The sequence below is a fragment of the Streptomyces sp. BI87 genome, from assembly GCF_025957665.1.
GTDB lineage: Bacteria > Actinomycetota > Actinomycetes > Streptomycetales > Streptomycetaceae > Streptomyces > Streptomyces albidoflavus.
This window is the reverse complement of record NZ_CP110079.1, coordinates 3183285-3201736: the sequence shown is the minus strand read 5'-3', so window position 1 is coordinate 3201736 and position 18452 is coordinate 3183285. Positions and strand designations below refer to the sequence as shown.

Below are 18452 nucleotides of genomic sequence, written 5' to 3'. Positions count from 1 at the left end.
TTCCGGGTGCGGGGAAGGCGGCTCAGGCGGACGGCGGCCGGTCCTGGCCCGCCTCCTCGGCGGCGGCCCGCTCCAGTTCGGCGATGATGCGTTCCTCGATCAGCTGGGCGAGGGCGGCGACGGTCGGTCTGCTCAGGACGTCGCGCGGCGAGAGGTCCAGGCCGAAGGCGACCTTCATCCGCAGGACGGCCTGGAGACTCAGCAGGGAGTCGCCGCCCCGCTCGAAGAAGTCGTCGTGGGCGCCGACCCGTTCGACGCCGAGCAGCGCCGCCCAGAGGTCGGCGACGGCCTCCTCGGTGGGGGTCCGGGGCGCGGTGTACTCCTCGCCGCTCTCCTGCGCGGGCGGCTGCGGGAGGGCGGCGCGGTCCAGCTTCCCGTTGCCGGTCAGCGGCAGCGCGTCCACCACGACCACGGCCGAGGGCACCATGTACGCCGGGAGCTGGGCCCCGAGGGCCGCGCGTATCCCGGCGCCGTCCAGGCGGTGCCCGGCGGCGGGCACGGCGTAGCCGACCAGCCGCAGCCGGGGCTCGCCGTCCCCGGTGTCCGCCGGCCCCTGCCGCGCGGGCGGGGCGGGGAGCGCGAGCGCGGCGGCCTCCGCCACCGACGGGTGGGCGGCGAGCGCCGCCTCCACCTCGCCGAGCTCGATCCGGTGGCCGCGGATCTTCACCTGGTGGTCGGTGCGTCCCACGAACTCCAGGTCGCCGTCGGGCCGCAGCCGCACCAGGTCCCCGGTGCGGTACATGCGGGTGCCGGGCGGGCCGTACGGGTCGGCGGTGAACCGTTCGGCGGTCAGCGCCGGGCGCCGCACGTAGCCGCGGGCCAGGCCGGTGCCGGCCACGTACAGCTCACCGGCGACGCCCTCGGGCACCGGGCGCAGGGAGGTGTCGAGGACGCGCAGCCGGATGCCGGCCCGGGCGCGGCCGATCGGCACGGGACCGGCCGGGATCTCGGCGCCGGGCGGCAGCCGGTACTCCATGCAGCCCACCGTCGCCTCGGTGGGGCCGTACTCGTTGACCACGGTGGCGTCGGGGCGCTCCTGGCGCCAGCGGCGTACCGCCTCGCCGAGCAACTGCTCGCCGCCCAGTACCAGTTGACCGGCGCCCGGGAGCTGCCCGCCGAGCGCGGAGAGCAGCGGCAGGTGGGCGGGGGTGGCCTTGAGGACGAGGGTTTCCCGGCCGCCGCCGGTGACCTGTGCCGCGTCCTCCAGGTCGGCGACGCGCACCTGGCCGCCGCTGATCAACGGCGGGTAGAGCGAGGTCACCGTCAGGTCGAAGGTGAGCGGCGAGTGGAGCACCGAGCCCCCGGCCGCGCCCGGGTAGGCGCCGGCGGCCCAGCGCACGTAGTCGGCGAGCGACCGGTGCTCGACCACGACGCCCTTGGGCCGGCCGGTGGAGCCGGAGGTGTACAGGACGTAGGCGGGGTGGCGGTCCCCCGGCGGTGTGCCGGGCGTGGTCTCCGCCGGCTCCCCGGCCGTCCCCCCGCCCGCCCCGGCATCCTCGACGCGCAGCGTCCGGGTGCCCGCCGGCAGGGCGCCGAGCCCCGCCGCGTCGGCCAGGACCAGCTTCGGCGCGGCGTCCTCGAGGATGTACGCGGTCCGCTCGGCCGGGTGGTCGGGGGCGAGCGGCAGATAGGCGGCCCCCGTCTTGAGGACGCCGATCAGCGCGACGACCAGGTCGGTGGAGGGCCGGGCCGCGACGGCGACGAGCTCCTCGGGGCCCGCGCCGTGGCCGGCCAGCACCCGGGCCAGCCGGTCGGAACGCCTGGCCAGTTCGCGGTAGGTGAGCGTGGTCCCCTCCCCGCTCAGCGCGGGCGCGTCCGGGGTACGGGCGGTCTGCGCGGCGAGCAGGTCGAGGACGGTGGCGCCGGCGGCCGCGGGGACGGGGCCCTGGCCGGCCGCGAGCAGTTCCCGCTCCTCCTCGGCGGTGAGCCAGTCCAGTGCCCGCAGGGGGCTCAGCGGGCGGTGTGCCGCCGAGGTGAGCAGCTGCTCCAGCCGGGCGGCCATCCGCTCCACCGTGGCCTCGTCGAAGAGCTCCGGGTCGTAGGCGAAGCGGAAGGTCAGCCGCTCGTCCGGGTAGACGGTCACGGCCAGCGGGTAGTTGGTGGTCTCGACGTCGCCGTCGACCGTGTGCAGCCGCAGCCCGTCGGGCCGCGCCGCGGTGTCCACCGGGTAGTTCTCGAAGATCAGCACGCTGTCGAAGAGGGCGGTGCCCGAGGCGACGCCGCTGCCCGCCCGCACCTGGGTCAGGGGCAGGTGCTCGTGCTCGCCGGCGGCGGTCTGCCGCTCCTGGAGCCGGGTGAGCCAGGGCACCAGCCGCTCGCCGGGCTCGATCCGCGCCCGTACCGGCAGGGTGTTGATCAGCAGGCCGAGGACGGTCTCGGCGCCCGGCAGCTCCGGGGGGCGGATGGAGCGGGTGGAGCCGAAGCAGACGTCGTCCTGTGCGGCGTAGCGCGACAGCAGCAATGCCCAGGCGCCCTGGACCAGGGTGTTGAGGGTCAGCCGGTGCTCGCGGGCGGTGCGGGTCAGCAGCGCGGTGACCGGCGCGGGCAGGGCGCGGCCGAGCCGCCCGGTGGAGCTGCTCTGCCGGCGGTCCGACGGCTTGCGGTCCCAGGGGAGCGGAGTGGGCGCGGTGAACCCGTCGAGGGCCTGGCGCCAGTGGCGCACCGCCGCACCGGTGTCCTGCCGGGCGAGCCACGCCGCGTACTCCCGGAAGGGGCGGCGGCCGGCGTGGCGGGACCGGGGCTCGCCCGAGAGGACCGCGCCGCAGGTGTCCAGGACGTCGGTCAGCAGCTGGAAGACGCTCCAGCCGTCGAGGAGCAGGTGGTGGAAGGTCCACAGCACCCGCACGCCGCCCCCGGGCAGCCGGGCCAGGGTGATCCGGGTCAGCGGCGGCCGGTCCAGGTCCAGGCCGCGGGCGCGGTCGCGCTCCATCACCTCGGCCCAGTCGGCGGCGCGCCGGGCAGGGTCTGTCTGCTCCCGCCAGTCCAGGTGGGTGACGGGGAGCGAGGCGGTGCGGTGGACCGCCTGGAGCGGCTGGGAGAGGCCGTCGGTCAGCACGGCGGTGCGTAGCACCGGGGTGTCGGCGACCGCCCGGCGCCACGCCTCCTCCAGCGTGCCCGGGTCGTCGAGGCCGTCCACGGTGAAGGAGATCTGCTCCAGGTACAGGCCCTCCCGCGCGTCGGCCATGCTGTGGTAGAGCATGCCGCTCTGCATCGCGGTGAGCGGGTAGAGGTCCTCGACCTCGCGGCCTGCCAGCACCCGGTCCAGGGCGGCCTGGTCCAGCCCGGCCAGCGGGAAGTCGGACGGGGTGGCGCGGCCGGCCGACGGCTCGGCGCTGTGCCGGACGATCTCGCGCAGGGCGGCGGCGGTCTCCTCGGCAAGGCCCCGCACGGTGGCCTCGTCGTGCACGCCCGGGGAGTGCACCCACTCCACGGCGAGCCGCCCGTCCTCCACCCGGGCCACCACGTCGAGCAGGAACGGCCTGCGCCGCGTGGGGTCCTCGGTGAGCTGGACACCCGAACTCCCCCGGACCAGCGCCCCGTCGGCGCCCGCGCCCGAGCCGAACCGGCCGAGATAGTTGAAGCTCACCTCGGGCAGGCCCTCCGCCACCCGGTGGCCGGCGGGGCCGGCGGCGCCGCCGGACAGGTACCGCAGGGCGCCGAAGCCCACGCCGCGGCCGGGAACGGCACGCAGCTGCTCCTTGACGGAGGGGAGCGTGACGTCCCAGCCGTCCTCGGGGCCGACCGAGAGCGCCACCGGGTAGAGGGAGGTGAACCAGCCGACGGTGCGGGTGAGGTCGACGTCCTCGAACAGTTCCTCCCGGCCGTGGCCCTCCATCGCGACCAGGGTGCGCCGCTGCCCGGTCCAGCGGGCCAGCGCCCGGCCGCAGGCCGCGGCCAGCAAGGTCTCCACACCTGTGTGGTACGCGGCCGAGGCCCGCCGCAGCAGGGTGCCGGTCTCCTCGGTGGACAGCTCCACGGTGACGCTCCGGGCGGCGCCGGCCCCGCGGGGGCCCTCGCCGTCGCGGGGCAGCGCGGGGCCGGGCGCGGCGGCCTTCTCCCAGTAGCCGGCCTCGGCGTCGAAGCCGCCCTTGGCGGTGTGCTCCTCCAGCCTGAGCGCCCAGGCACGGAACGAGGTGGTGGGTGCCCCCAGATCGACGGCGCGGCCCGCGGCCGCCTGGTGGTAGGCGGTCTCCAGGTCCTCGGTGAGGACGCGCCAGGAGACCCCGTCGACGACCAGGTGATGGGCGGTCAGCAGCAGCGCGGGGCCCCGCTCCGGTCCCCGCTCGAAGAGGACCGAGGCGAACTTGGCCGGCTCGTCCAGGCGGAACCGGGCCTCCTCGCCGTGCGGCCACGCCTGGACGGCGGCGTCCTGCTCGGCGGGGGTCCGCCCGGAAAGGTCGACGGTGCGCGGTCCGGCCGGCGCCCCCTTGGCGAGGGGTTCGGTGTGCTGGACCCACCGTCCCCTCTCCAGGACGGCGCGGGTGCGCAGTGCGTCGTGCCGGGCGGGCAGCGCGGCGACGGCGGTGGCCAGCGCCGCCCGGTCGGTGCCGGGGGCGAGGTCGAGGACCACGTACTGGTCGAAGTGGCCGGGACGTTCCTGCGGGGTGGCGAAGAACCAGTGCTGCACCGGGGTGGTGGGCACCTCGCCGACGGCCGGGACCTTCTCCCCGGCCGGGCGTGGGGGCGCATCGCCCTCCACGGCGGCCAGCGCGGCCACCGTCTGCCGCTGGAAGACGTCCTTGGAGTGGAGCGGGATGCCGGCGGCCCGTGCCCGCGAGACCACCTGCATGCTGAGGATGGAGTCGCCGCCCAGGTCGAAGAAGTTGTCCTGCGCGCCGACCCGCTCCACGCCCAGCACCTCGGACCAGATGCGGGCCAGCGTCCGCTCGGCCCCCTCGCGCGGCGGGACGAATCCGCCGGTGGCGGCGGCCGCGAAGTCGGGGGCGGGCAGCGCGGCCCGGTCCAGCTTGCCCGCCGGGGTCAGCGGCAGCCGGTCCACCGCGGTGAAGGCCGACGGCACCATGTGCGAGGGGAGCGAGGCCGCGAGGAAGCCCCGCAGTTCGGCGGGGGCGGGCACGGTGGCGCCCGGCGCGGCGACGGCGTAGGCGGCGAGCCGCTTGGGGCCCTCGGCGGGGCGGACGGCGACGACGGCCGCGTCGAGCAGCGCCGGGTGGCGCAGCAGGGCGGCGCGGACCTCGCCCGGTTCCACGCGGAAGCCACGGATCTTGACCTGGTCGTCGGCGCGCCCGATGAACTCCAGGGCGCCGTCGCCGATGCGGCGGGCCAGGTCGCCGGTGCGGTAGAGCCGTTCGCCGGGGTGGAAGGGGGAGGCGACGAATCGTTCCGCCGTCAGGGCCGGCTGGCCGAGGTAGCCGAGGGCGAGCCCGTCGCCGCCGATCCACACCTCGCCCGGCAGGCCGGGCGGCACCGGCCGCAGGTGGTCGTCGAGCAGCAGCACCCGGGTACGGCCGAGCGGCGTGCCGATCGGCACCGAGGGCCGCCGGGTGTCGTCCGCCTCGATCCGGCGGGCGGTGGCGAAGACCATGCTCTCCACCGGCCCGTAGCCGTTGACGAGGGTCAGGTGGGGGAAGGCGGCCCGGACGCGCGCCACATGGGCGGGGGAAGCGGCCTCACCGCCGGTGATGACCTGCCGGACGGGGCCGAAGACGTCCGGCTCCTCGTCGACGAGGACGTTGAAGAGGCTGGCGGAGAGCCAGAGCGTGGTGACGCCGTGGGCCGGGACGAGGGCGGCGATCACCGCCGGGTCCGGGACCGAACCGGGGTGCAGGACGCAGGTGGCGCCGTGCAGCAGCGCGCCCCACAGCTCCAGGGAGAACGCGTCCCACGACATCGGCGCGGACTGGAGCCACACCTGCTCGGGCCCGAACGCCGCGAACTCCTGGCCCAGGACGACGCGTACCGCGGCCCGGTGCGGCGACAGCACGCCCTTGGGACGGCCGGTGGAGCCGGAGGTGAACATGACGCTGGCCGCGTCGAGCGGGGTGACGCCGGAGCGGGGGGCCAGCGGCGAACGGGCGGCGACGGCGCCGCGCTCGGCGTCCAGGTCCAGGACCCGCACCCCGGTGGCACCGGCGAACCGGCCGGCCGTGGCCGAGTCGGTGACCAGGAGCGGAGCGGCGGTCCGGCGCAGGGTCCCGGTGAGCCGCTCGTCGGGGAAGTCCGGGTCCAGCAGGGCGTAGGCGGCACCGGACTTGAGGACCGCCAGCAGGGCGGTGATCAGCTCGGGCCCGCGCTCCAGGCAGACCGCGACCACCTGGCCGCGGCCGGCGCCCTGGGCGACGAGGTGGTGGGCGAGCCGGTTGGCGGCCTCGTCCAGTTCCTGGTAGCCGGTCCGGCGGCCCTCGAAGACCAGCGCCACCGCGTCGGGGGTGCGGGCCGCCTGCCGCTCGAACGCCTCGTGCAGGCAGAGCCCGGCGTCGGTGCCGGCTTGTCCGGACTCGGTGCCGGGCGCGGGCAGCTCCCCGTCGGCGGTCAGCGGCAGCGCGGCCAGCGCCGTACCGGGCCGCTGGACGGCGCTGTGCAGCAGGGCGGTCAGCTGGGCCCCGAACCGTTCGACGGTCTCCGGTGCGAAGAGGGCGGTGCTGTACTCCAGGGCGCAGCCCAGCGCCGTGCCCCGGGGCGTGAACTCGACGAACAGGTCGAACCGCGAACGGCCGCGCGGCAGGTCGTACGGCTCGATCCGCAGGCCGGCCGCGTCGTCGACCGAGGGCAGTTCCTCCTGGAGCGCCACCACGGTCTGCACCAGCGGGTGCCGGCCGGGGTCGCGCTGCGGGGCGACGGCCTCGACCACGCGGTCGAACGGCACGTCCTCGTCGTCGAAGGCGTCCAGCACCGTGCCGCGCACCTCGCGCAGCAGGGCGGCGAAGCCGGCGTCGAGGCGGACGGTGCCGCGCAGCACCAGGGTGTTGACGAAGAAGCCCACCAGCCGCTCCAGTTCGGGGCGGGTGCGCCCGGAGGAGACGGTGCCGACGCTGATGTCCTCCTCGCCGGTGGCGCGGGCGAGGAGCGCCTGCACACCGGCGGTGAGGACCATGAAGAGGGTGGCGCCGTGCTCCCGGCCCAGCCGCCTGAGGTCGGTGGTGAGCTGCGGGGACAGCTCGAAGCGGTGGACGGCGCCCGCGGTGGAGCGGACCGGCGGCCGGACCCGGTCGGCGGGCAGCTCCACCAAGGGGGCGCCGGACAGGCGGGCGCGCCGGCGTTCCAGGGCCGCCTTCCGGGCCTCGCCCGCGGCCTCCTCCCGCTGCCGGAGCGCGAACTGCGCGTACCGGGTTTCCAGCGGGGCCAGGCCGCAGGCGGCGGCGGCCTCGGCGGGCGGCGTGCCGGGGGCCTCGCACAGGTGGGCGTAGAGGGCGGCCAGTTCCTCGATGAGCAGCCGGGTCGACCAGCCGTCCGTCACCAGGTGGTGGAGGTTGAGGACGAGCAGGTGCCGGCCGGGGGCGAGGGTCAGCAGCAGGGTGCGCACCGGCGGCCCGGTGCGCAGGTCGAAGGGGAGTCCCGCGTCCTGCCGGACGTGCCGTTCGACGGCCGCGTCCCGCTCGTGCGCCGGGAGTCCGCTCAGGTCGTACCGGGCGAGGCCGGGTGCCAGCACCTCGTGGACGGTCTGCGTGCCGACGCCGTCGGCCGAGTCGAAGGTGGTGCGCAGCGGCTCGTGGCGGGCGGAGAGCGCGTCCAGCGCCGCGCGCAGCGCCGTGGTCCGCACCGGTCCGGTCAGCCGGAGGCCGATGGGCGTGTTGTACTCCGCCGCGCCGGAGCCCGCTTCGTGGAGGAACCACAGCCGGCGCTGGGCGTCCGAGAGGGGCAGCGCGGTGTGGCCGGCCGCCTCCGGCGCCGGGCCCTCGGGGCGGTGGCCGTCCGGCTCGGGTGCCGTGGCCAGCAGTTCGGCGAGGGCGGCGACGGTGGGCGCCTGGAACAGGGCGCGGGGCGCGACCCGGGTCCGGAGCGCGGCGGCGGTCCGGGAGGCGACGCGCACGGCGGCGATGGAGTCGCCGCCCAGGTCGAAGAAGTCGTCGTGGGCGCCGACGCGCGGCACCCCGAGCACCTCGGCCCAGACGCGGGCCAGCGTCTCCTCCACGTGCCCGCGCGGCGGGACGTGATCCTCGGCGGCGGCGGTCCAGTCCGGCTCCGGCAGGGCGGCGCGGTCGACCTTCGCCGAGGCGTTGTGCGGCATCCGCTCCAGGGCGGTGAAGGCGCTGGGCACCATGTGGGCGGGGAGTTCGCGGGAGAGGAAGGCGCGCAGCTCGGCCCGGCCGGGGGCCTCGTCGCCGGGGGTCGGGACGACGTAGGCGGCGAGCCGGCGCGGGCCGTCGCCGTGCCGGACCGCGACGACGGCGGCCTCGGCGACGGCCGGGTGACCGAGCAGGGCGGCGCGCACCTCCTCGGGCTCGATGCGGAAGCCGCGGATCTTCACCTGGTGGTCGGTCCTGCCGACGAACTCCAGTTCGCCCGAAGGGAGCAGGCGCACCTGGTCGCCGCTGCGGTAGAGCCGTTCGCCGGGGGTGAAGGGGGAGGCGATGAACCGTTCGGCGGTGAGCGCGGGCCGCCCGAAGTAGCCGCGCGCCAGGCCGTCGCCGCCGATCCACAGCTCGCCGGTGCCGCCCTCGGCCACCGGCTGGAGCCGGTCGTCGAGCACGTGCGTCCGGGTGTGGGCGACGGCGCGGCCGATCGGCACGGTGGGGCCGTCCAGCTCGTCGGGGCGGACGCGGTGCCAGGTGGTGTACCCGCCGTTCTCCATCGGTCCGTAGACGTGGAGGAGGGCCAGCGCGGGGTGGGCGCGCAGGGCCTTGGCCAGGTGGCGCGGGCTGCACGCCTCGCCGCCCGTCATGACCTCGCGCAGCCTGCCGATCAGTTCGGGGTACTCGTCGGCGATCGCGTTGAAGAGGCTGGTGGGCAGGAAGGCCGTGGTGATGCCGTGCGCCCGCGCCAGTTCGGTGATGACCGCCGGGTTGGGGGTGGAGCCGGGGTGCAGGACCCCGGTGCCGCCGTGCAGCAGCGCCCCCCACAGTTCGATCGCGAAGCCGTCCCAGGAGACCGGTGCGGCCTGGAGCCAGGTGCGGTGCTCGCCGAAGACCAGGAACTCCTGGCCGAAGAGCAGGCGCACCAGGGAACGGTGCGGGGAGAGCACGCCCTTGGGGCGGCCGGTGGAGCCGGAGGTGAACATCACGTACGCGGCGTCGTCCGGCGTGGCCCGGTTCGGCAGGTCCTCCTCGCCGTACGCGGCGAGCGGTCCCTCGGCCTCGCCCGGGCCGGGCAGCACGACCACGGTGGGGGCCAGGGCGGCGGCCCGGCCGGCGCCCGCCGCGTCGGTGACGACGACGCCCGTGCCGGCCTGGCGGGCCATCTCCGCCAGCCGGGGGCCGGGGAAGGCGGGGTCCATCGGCGCGCAGCCGGCGCCGGTCTTGAGCACCGCCAGCAGGCCGGTGACCAGTTCCGGCCCGCGCTCCAGGCAGACGCCTACCAGGTCGCCCGGGCCCACGCCCTGCCCGGCCAGGTGGCGGGCGAGCCGGTTGGCCCGCGCGTTGAGTTCGCCGTAGGAGACCTGGCGGTCGCCGAGGACGAGGGCGGTCGCGTCCGGCCGGCGGGCCGCCTGCTCCTGGAACAGTTCGTGCAGGCAGGCGTCCGCGGGGTAGCCGGAGCTGGTCGACGGGTGCTTCGGTGGCCGGGGTGCCGTTCCGCGTTCCATGTCTTCCTGTCCTCTTCCGAGTGGGTTTCGGTGCTCCCCGCGCGGGGGAGAGGGCGGGCTCGCCTGGTGCCGTGGCCGCCCCCGGCCGGACGGCCGGAGAGTCGTCAGACGCGCTGCGCGCGCCGCCCGGTCACCTGGATCTGCTCCAGGCGCCCGGTCTCCGGAGCGCGCAGGAACCGCCCCAGGTAGGCCAGCCGGTTGGCGGCCAGTTCGCGCATGGTGAAGCTGAGGTCGTCATGGAAGGTGAGCCGGGCGAAGGGCTCGCCGCCGACCTTCAGACGTGCCTCGCCGTCGGCGGCGAGGTCGATCGTGTAGGTGGTGTCGCCGTTCTCGTAGGTGCCCTCGCACTCGGGCGGTGCGGGCACCTCGCCGCGCTCGCGGCCGGCGCCGGAGTACGAGTAGCCCGCCAGGTCGAGGCCGTCCGCGGCGAGTTCGGCGGTCAGCTCCTCCCACAGCGCCATGCCGGTGTTGGCATTGGTGGTGAGGGCCGCGGCGGTGCCGGTGGCCGGGTCGACGCGCAGGTGGCAGGAGGTGCCGTCGGAGGTGCCGTCGTGGCCGGCCCGCCAGCTTCCGTCCCCGGCGCGGTAGCGGGAGAGCCCCAGCCCCCACCCGTCGGCGAGGCCGAACGGGTCGGCCCCGGGCACCGGCCGGCGCATCGGCACCAGCGCCTCGGCGTCCAGCAGCCCCGGCACCCCCGGGGCGTCGTCGGTGTGGAGCAGGCCGTAGGCGAGCAGGTCGGCGGCGCTCAGTGCGAGCGCGCCCGCGGCCGCTTCGACCCGGGGGAGCGTCTGGCGTACGGGCAGGGCGGAGGCGCCGGCGGCCCGGGCGGCGTGGCCGGGGACGTGCGGGCGGCCGGCGGGAGGGGTGATGTAGGCCGGTTCGACGCCCAGTGGCGTCAGGAGGATCGTCTCCAGCGCCTCCCGCCAGTCCATCCGGGCGACGTGTTCGACCAGGAACCCGGTGACGACGTAGCCGATGTTGGAGTACGAGAACGACGAGCCGCACTCCGGGATGGGGCGCATCCGGGCGCAGTCGGCGAGGTAGCGGCGGCGGGTGGTCTCGGCCAGGTCGTCGCTGTCCCGGCCGGGCGGCAGGCCGCTGCTGTGCGACAGGAGCTGGCGCAGGGTCTGCTTCTCGCCGAACGAGGCGTCGGGCACCCGCAGGTCGGGCAGCTGGTCGGCGAGGGGCAGGTCCAGGTCGAGGTCGCCCTCGTCCACCAGGACCATGGCCAGCGCGGCGGTGAACGTCTTGGTGATCGACCCGGTGGGGAACTTGCTGTCCTCCCGCACGGGCCGGCCGGAGCCCGCCTCCTCCTCGCCGAAGAGCACGGTGTGCGTCGCACCGTCGTGCCGCAGGGCGAACTGGCCGCCCGGCACACCGTGTTCGCGGGCGAGGTCCAGAAGCCGTTCGGAGAGCGTGTCCACGTTCACGAAGTCCCCCTATGGCGCGGGCGGGAGACCTGGGCGGCAGTCGCCACCGGCGGGGCTCCCGGCAGGAATTGGGCGCGCCGCCCGGGGACACTCCGGGTGGGGAGGGGCGGGGCCCGGCGGGCCACGCGCCACCCACGGCGCGACGCGGACCCACCCTCGCCGAGGGCGGCAGCGGGTGCCACCTTCGGAAGCTCACGCCTAAAGGTCCTGTCCGGCGGATCTTCGTGGAACAGCCTGTGGCGTCCGGTGCCCGCGCCCGGATCTCCCTCGTACTGGACGTACCTGGGTGATCCGGGCGTACGGCGAGCGTGCGTACCAGGCGTCGCAGGCCCGCGAAGATCCGCCGGACAGGACCTGAAGTGCGGCCCCGCCCGGCCCGGACCACGAGGGTCCGGACCGGGCGGTGCGTGCCGCTCGGCCGACGCCGGCCGGGGGATGTACCGGCGGTCAGGAGCGGCTGTGCACCGGCGGCTCCACCTCCTGGGGAGCCGTCGGCAGCCCCGCGCCGGGAGGCGGTGTGACCGCCTTCGGCCGGGGAGTCCGGGTGGAACGGAGCTGGAGGACGGTCGGGATGAGGGAGGCGATCATGGCGATCAGCAGGCAGCCGCCGAGGACGCCGCCCATCTCGGCCCACGGGACGGGGAACGAGGCGCCCCCGGCGCCGTCCAGGGCGCGGCTCATGCCGAGCACGGTGACCCCGGCCGCGGCGATGCCCAGGATGCCGCCGACCACGACGACGGTCAGGGTCTCCCACAGGACGCTGCGCAGGACCTGGCCGCCGGTGGCCCCCAGCCGCCGCAGCAGCAGGACGCCGGAGGCGCGCTGCTCGGCGGCCATCACCAGGGTGTTGGCTATGGCGATGCCGGTGTAGAGCAGGGCCATGCCCAGCAGGACGAGGACCAGGATGCGGCCCTCCCGCTCGGAGTCGGCGGCGCTGCGCTCCAGCCAGCTCTCGCGGTCGAACGCCGCGGCGCCGTACTCGCGGGCCACCGCGTCGGCAGCGCCCGCGACCTGGGCGGCGTCCGCGCCCTCGTCCAGCGCCAGGTAGACGCGTCCGGCGGCGAGGCCGGGGTCGGCGTCCAGCAGGGTGTCGCGGGGGAGCAGGGCTCCCGGCAGCCCGGCGGAGGCGTCCAGGACGGCCACCACCTTGAGCTTCAGCGCGGTGGTGTCGGAGAGCCGCAGCGACACCTCGTCGCCGGTCTTCCAGCCGGCCTGGGCGGAGAGGGTGCGGCTGACCGCCACCGTGTCGCCGCGCAGGCCGGCGAGGTCACCGTCGGCCGCCTTCAGCTCGAAGCTGTCGGCCAGCCGGGCGGGGTCGACGGCGCCGACGTCGCTGGGGATGAGGGCGTTGAAGCCCACCAGGAAGCCGCTGGTGACCTCGACGGGGGAGGCGCTGCGCACGTCGGGCAGGCCGCCCAGTTCGCGTACTCCCTCCTCCGGTACGCCGATCCGCGTGCCGGACTCGACGACGGCTCCGGCGCGCAGGTGGGTCCGCTCGTCGTTGACGGCGCTGGCGGAGGTGGCGTCGCTCATGCTGACGAGGGACCCGGCCACGGCGACGGTCACCAGGATCGGCGCGGCGCACGAGGCGGTCCTGCGGACGGCGGCCCGCGCGCTGTCGGCGGCGAGAGTCCCGGTGAACCGGGTGAGCGCGGCCACCGGCCAGGCGGCGACCCGCACCAGCGGCGGGACCAGCAGCGGGGCGAAGGCCACCATGGCGATGACCAGGATCTCGGTCAGCAGCAGGGAGATGACCACGGCCCCGTCGTCGCCCGCGCGGGGCAGCTGGACCAGCAGCAGGACGGCGAGGGCCAGGAACAGGCCACCGGTGATCCACCGGCCCCGGGTCATGACCTTGGTGTCGGTGTCCGACTCCCGCAGGGTCTCCGCGGGACGGACCCGGGCCGCGCGCCGGGAGGCCGCGAGGACGCCCGCGAGGGCGACGGCGAGGCCGATCACGAAGCTGATGACCAGCACCGGGACGGAGACCGGCACCTCCATGTCGGCGGGGGCCATCCCGTAGTGCTGGAGCACCGCGGTGATGCCGTCGCTGCCCTGGACGCCGATGAGGCAGCCGACGGCGGAGGCGGCGGTGCCGAGGGCCGCGGCCTCGGCCGTCACCATGCGGGTCACCTGCGCGGGGGTGGCCCCCACGGTGCGCAGCAGCGCCAGTTCGCGGCGGCGCTGGGCGATGGAGAAGGCGAAGGTGCCGGAGACGACGAAGACCGAGACGAAGCAGCCGATCAGCGCCATGATCGCGAGCAGGGTGGCGACCTCGTCGAGGGCGGCGGCCCGGTTGGCCCCGGCGGTGCCGCTCTCCTTGCCCGGCCCGGTGTGCACCGCGAGCGGGGAGTCGGGCAGGGCGGCGCGGACCGCGTCGGCCACGGTGCCGGCGGCGGCGCCGGGCTCGGCGAAGACGGCGACGGCGTCGGCCTCGGCGGGCGCCGGGTTCAGCCCGGCGAGCGCGTCCTCGGTGAGGAAGGCGGTGGCGGCGCCCTCGGGCTCGGCGGGGCCGGGGCGGGTGGCGATGCCGACGACCCGCACCTCCTCGCGGCCCTGGGCGGTGAGCAGCGCCAGCCGGTCGCCCACCCGGGCCCCGGCCTCGGCGCCGGGCGCGGGGGCGAGGACGACCTCGCCGGCGGCGGCCGGCTCCCGGCCGTCGCTCAGCAGGTGGGGGGCCAGTGCCGCGGCGGTCCAGGCGCGGGCGGTGGTGACAGCGGTGGCGTCCGCTCCGTCGAGCAGCTGGGCCGGGACGGACCGGTCGACGACGACCCGGGCGACTCCGTCCACCGCGGCGACCTTCCCGGCGACCTCGCCGGCGTCGTCGAGGCGATGGGTACGGGTGCCGGTGCGGGTCTCCTCGTACGCGCCGTCGCCGCTGCCGAACGTCACGGAGTAGGACTGCGGGGCGCGGACGACGGCGTCGGCCGCGTCGTACCGTCCGGCGGCGGCCGGGCCGTCCTGCTTGCGGGTGGCGTCGAGCACCTGGCCGGTGCCGGCGATCAGCGCGACGCCCAGCGAGAGGGCGATGAACGTGCCGATGAACAGGGTGAATCTGGTGCGCAGGGTCTGGAGGGCGATCGTCAGCATCGGTCAGCCACCCAGCCGTGCCATCTGCTCGCTGACGGCCTCCACGGTGGGGGAGGCCAGCTCGCCGTAGATCGCGCCGTCGGTCAGGAAGATCACGCGGTCGGCCCAGGCGGCCGCCACCGGGTCGTGGGTGACCATGACGACGGTCTGGCCGGCGTTGTCGACCAGGGCGCGCAGCAGCTTGAGCACCTCGCGGCTGGTGTTGGTGTCCAGGGCGCCGGTGGGCTCGTCGGCGAAGAGGACGTCCGGCTGGCTGATCAGCGCGCGGGCGATGGCCACCCGCTGCTGCTGGCCGCCGGACATCTCGGCGGGCCGGTGCTTGCCGCGGTCGCCGAGGCCGACCTGCTGGAGCACCTCGTCCACCTGGCCGCGGCCGGGGCGCCGCCCGGCGAGCCGCATCGGCAGGGCCACGTTCTTCCGGGCGTTGAGCGAGGGCATCAGGTTGAACGACTGGAAGATGAAGCCGATCCGCTCGCGGCGCAGCTTGGTCAGCTCCGTCTCGTTGAGCGTGCTGATGTCCGTCTGCCCGATGAGTACCTGGCCGGTGCTGGGCCGGTCGAGCCCGGCGGCGCACTGGAGCAGGGTGCTCTTGCCGGAGCCGGAGGGCCCCATCACGGCGGTGCAGGTGCCGCGGGCGAAGGCGCAGTGGACGTCGTTCAGTGCGGTGACCTGGCCGTCGCCGCGGCCGTAGAGTCTGCCGACCCCGCGTAGCGTGACGGCCTGGTCGATGACGGCTTCCGACACGGATTCTCCCTTTCCGGGTGGTGGTGCTCCGGTGGCTGGGCCGGGGCGACTCGTCCCGGCGTGATGAAGTACAGCAAGGCGGCCGGTGTCCGGGCACTGACCCTGGCTGCCCTCTTGGAGGTGGAGAAAACTCCACCTCCCGGGCGGCCCGGGTCGAGCCAGCTCCCCACCTGCCGGATTGCCTTGAAGTGCCCGGTGGGCGGTGCTTATGGTCGCCCGGCAGCGGTCGGACCGCCGTCGCACGCACCGCGTGGAAAGGCACGCGGACGGTCGCCGCCGAACGGGAGGATGGAAATGCGGAAGAACGCGCGGACATGGGCCGGGGTGCTGGGCGTCACGTTGCTCTGCGTTTCCGTGGCCGCCTGCGAAGGGCCGGGAAAGGGAGAGGAGAAGACGGAGAGCAAGGCTTTCACCTTCTCCGGTGACAAGCTCACCGTCAGCGCCACCAATTCCGACGTGCGGCTGCGGACGGGCGGTACGGGCGGGGAGGTGCGGGTCCAGCGCACGGTGGAGGGCGACGCCGGCAAGGACGACAACTCCCAGTGGGAGCTGTCCGGCTCCACCCTGAACCTGCGGACCGAGTGCCACGGCATCTCGATCAGCTGCGCGGCCCGCTACACCGTGACCCTGCCCGAGAACCTGGCGGTGAGCCTGACCAGCAGCAACGGCTCGGTCGACTCGGTCGGCCTCACGCAGTCCCAGGAGATCGAGTCGTCCAACGCGGCCGTCAAGGTCGAGAAGGCGTCCGGAGACGTCAGTCTGAAGGTGCGCGACGGGAACACCGAGGCGATCGGGATCAGCGCCGGGCTGCTGACCGCCGAGACCCGCAACGGCCGGCTCAAGGTGGTCTTCACCGAGCCGCCGCGCAAGGTGACCGCCAGCACCGACAACGGCAATGTGAACGTCACCCTCCCCCCGGGTGAGGACCGTTACCAGATCCGGGTCGACGCCGAGAACGGCCGGTCGGACTCCTCGGTGAAGAACAGCCCGGGCGCCGAGCGGAGCATCGAAGTCCGCAGCACCAACGGGAGCGCCCGGATCGATCAGGCGGACTGAATCCTTCCGGTCAAGTGGAAGAGGAACTTCCGAAAGAGCTGAATCGGTCAGTTCCGATCAGTCTTCTCGTCAAGAACTGGAAAACATAGGCGCGTTCGCGCGTTTTAGTTCAGATCGAAACTCCATTTCGTGCGTTTCCGGCTGACATACGTTCGCCGGCGTGACGGAGGCGACCGACGGACCACTCAGCAGAGCACTCCTGCGCCTGATGCCCAACCTGAACGAGCGTCAGCGGCGCCTCGCCCTGGGAGCCGTCGCCGAGGGTCTGGGCCGCGGCGGCGTCCGCACCGTCGCCAGGGCGGCCAGGGTCGCGGAGTCCACGGTCTCCCGGGGGGTCCGCGAACTCGACGGTCCCGACCTGCCGATCGGACGGGTACGCCGCGCCGGCGCCGGCCGCAGACCGCTCACCGAGCGGGACCCGGGGCTGCTGCCCGCCCTGCTCAGCCTGGCCCGCTCCACCGGACCGGACGGCACCGTCCGTTCCCCGCTGGAGTGGACCACCCTCTCCGTCCGCGAACTCGCCCAGGCGCTCACCCTGCTCGGCCACCCGGTCGGCCCGGACACGGTCTCGTCCTTACTCAAGGCCGAGGGCTTCACGCTCCAGCCGTCGGCCTACACCTCCGTCCGCGGCACCAGGGAGCACCGGATCGCCCGGCTGCGCCACGGCGCCGCGCTGCTGCGCGGCTTCACCGACGCGGGCCACCCGGTACTCCGGGTCCGCACCGAACCCGTCCCCGAGCCCGGCCCGCGCCCCGGCGCCGGCCGGCCGGCGCTCCCCTTCGACGACGCCGGGACCGCCGTACTCATCGCCAACGCCGTCCGCCACTGGTGGGCGCAGGAGGGCGGGACGCCGCACCCGCGCACCGAGCGGCTGCTGGTGGCCGTCGAGGCGGGCTCGCGGGCCACCAGCCCCGACACCCTGCGCCGGGCCCTGGCGGAGTTCGCGGCCGCCTCCGGTACCGAGGTCACCGCCTGCCATCTGCCGCCGGCCACCTTGCGCTGGCGGACGGCCCAGCACCGCCTCTCCTGCCAGGTCACCGCCTGCTGGGACGGTCTGCCGGCCGCCGGTGAGCACGTCCTGATCGGCACCGTCGGCCCGCTCCAGGGCCAGGTCCCTCGCCCCCTCGCCGACCTCCCGGTCCCCCCTGGCGCCCAGGAGTGGAACTACAGCCTGCGCCCCGGATCGGCCGCCCGCTGAGCGGCCCCGCGGCACCCGATCGCAGGGACCGGGGAGTGTTCGCGTGAGCTTACGAAGGTGGAAACCGCCCGGAGCCCGGGCAACAGTGGGCCCCTGCTGAGGCCGTGCGGTGAAAATCCCCGCGCGAACCCGGCGAAAAGCGAGCCGTCCACCGGGAGCGGCTCATCTCTACACGGGAACGGAGTCGCACTCCATGAGCGGCGGAGCCACTGAATTCGCGAAATCGGCACAGCTCTTCAATTCATCGATCGCCACCTGGGCGGTCAGCGCGGCCTGGGACATCGACCTCTTCCAGGCGCTCACCGAAGCGGACGAGATTGACATACCGTGGTACGCCAAGAAGGAGGAGATGGACGAGCCTTCGCTGCGCTATCTGCTCCGGGCGCTCTCCTACGCCGACGTCGTGAAGGTCGACGTCGACCGGGTGACCAGAGGGGACACGTTCGAGGAATTCGCCCAGTCGAAGGGGCTTTTCCAGTGGCTCACCAAGGGCTACGGATCGCTTTTCCAGCGCATGGGCGAGGTCGTCTACGACAAGCACCGCACCGGCGACTACATCCGGCGTGACAGCACCGCCGTGAGCATCGCCTGCCGGGACGCCAACGACGTCTTCATGGACGCCGCCTTCACCGAGGTGCTGAACGGCCTCGACTTCTCCGTCGCCGCGGACCTCGGCTGCGGCAGCGGGGAGCGCCTGATCCAGCTGGCCAAGCGCGACCCCTCGGTGACGTGCGTCGGCCTCGACATCGCGGCCGGCGCCATCGAGGTCGGCACCGCCGCGGTGGCCGCGGGCGGCCTCCAGGACCGGGTGACCCTGATCCGCGGGGACGCCCGCAAGCTCGGCGAGTACGAGGCGTTCAAGGACGTCGAACTCATGACCTCCTTCCTCATGGGTCACGATTTCTGGCCGCGCGAGCAGTGCGTCGAACTCTTCCGGGGAATCCGTACGCAACTCCCGAACCTGAAGCACTTCGTGCTCTGCGACACCCACCGCAACGCGGACGACGAAACGCCGGATCTCCCGCTGTTCACCATGGGGTTCGAGACGGCGCACGCGCTGATGGGCCAGTACATTCCCACCCGAGAGGAATGGTATTCGGTCTTCGAGGAGTCCGGCTGGAAGTGCGTGAAGCAGCACGTGTACAGCACTCCGGCGAACACCGTGATCTTCCAGCTGGAGCGGGTCGACAGTGAGTGAGCGCGTATTCACGGGTCCGCACGGAACAGAGGGAGC

Annotated in this window: 7 protein-coding genes; 3 read left to right on the top strand and 4 right to left on the bottom strand. The window is 74.9% G+C overall.

From position 1 onward, the window contains the following. Nucleotides 1-22: 22 nt before the first annotated feature. From OIM89_RS14090 to OIM89_RS14075, 4 genes are all read right to left on the bottom strand, one after another. Nucleotides 23-9700 carry a non-ribosomal peptide synthetase gene (locus OIM89_RS14090; protein ID WP_264491321.1) on the bottom strand — a complete coding sequence of 3226 codons (9678 nt, stop codon included), beginning with the start codon at nt 9698-9700 and terminating at the stop codon, nt 23-25. Between the two features lie 104 nt (nt 9701-9804). Next, complete coding sequence (locus OIM89_RS14085) at nt 9805-11130, bottom strand: serine hydrolase domain-containing protein (RefSeq protein WP_264491320.1); 1326 nt, start codon at nt 11128-11130, stop codon at nt 9805-9807. A 447-nt stretch (nt 11131-11577) separates the two neighbouring features. Continuing rightward, nucleotides 11578-14220 carry an ABC transporter permease gene (locus OIM89_RS14080; protein ID WP_151168727.1) on the bottom strand — a complete coding sequence of 881 codons (2643 nt, stop codon included), beginning with the start codon at nt 14218-14220 and terminating at the stop codon, nt 11578-11580. Nucleotides 14221-14223: 3 nt separating this feature from the next. Beyond that, a complete protein-coding gene (locus OIM89_RS14075) occupies nt 14224-14964 on the bottom strand; it encodes an ABC transporter ATP-binding protein (RefSeq protein WP_030696147.1) in 741 nt (246 codons plus the stop codon). A gap of 294 nt (nt 14965-15258) precedes the next feature. Here OIM89_RS14075 and OIM89_RS14070 point away from each other — a divergent pair, with 294 nt between their 5' ends. The 3 genes from OIM89_RS14070 to OIM89_RS14060 all read left to right on the top strand — a co-directional run bounded on the left by OIM89_RS14070 (nt 15259) and on the right by OIM89_RS14060 (nt 18416). Further along, a complete protein-coding gene (locus OIM89_RS14070; RefSeq protein ID WP_030696148.1) occupies nt 15259-16020 on the top strand; it encodes a DUF4097 family beta strand repeat-containing protein in 762 nt (253 codons plus the stop codon). A 160-nt stretch (nt 16021-16180) separates the two neighbouring features. Beyond that, entirely contained in the window at nt 16181-17218 is a 1038-nt protein-coding gene (locus OIM89_RS14065) for an ISAzo13-like element transposase-related protein (protein ID WP_147483948.1), read from the top strand. Nucleotides 17219-17411: 193 nt separating this feature from the next. Next, on the top strand, nt 17412-18416 hold the full coding sequence (locus OIM89_RS14060) for an SAM-dependent methyltransferase (protein ID WP_195730677.1): 1005 nt from the start codon (nt 17412-17414) through the stop codon (nt 18414-18416). Nucleotides 18417-18452 lie beyond the last annotated feature (36 nt).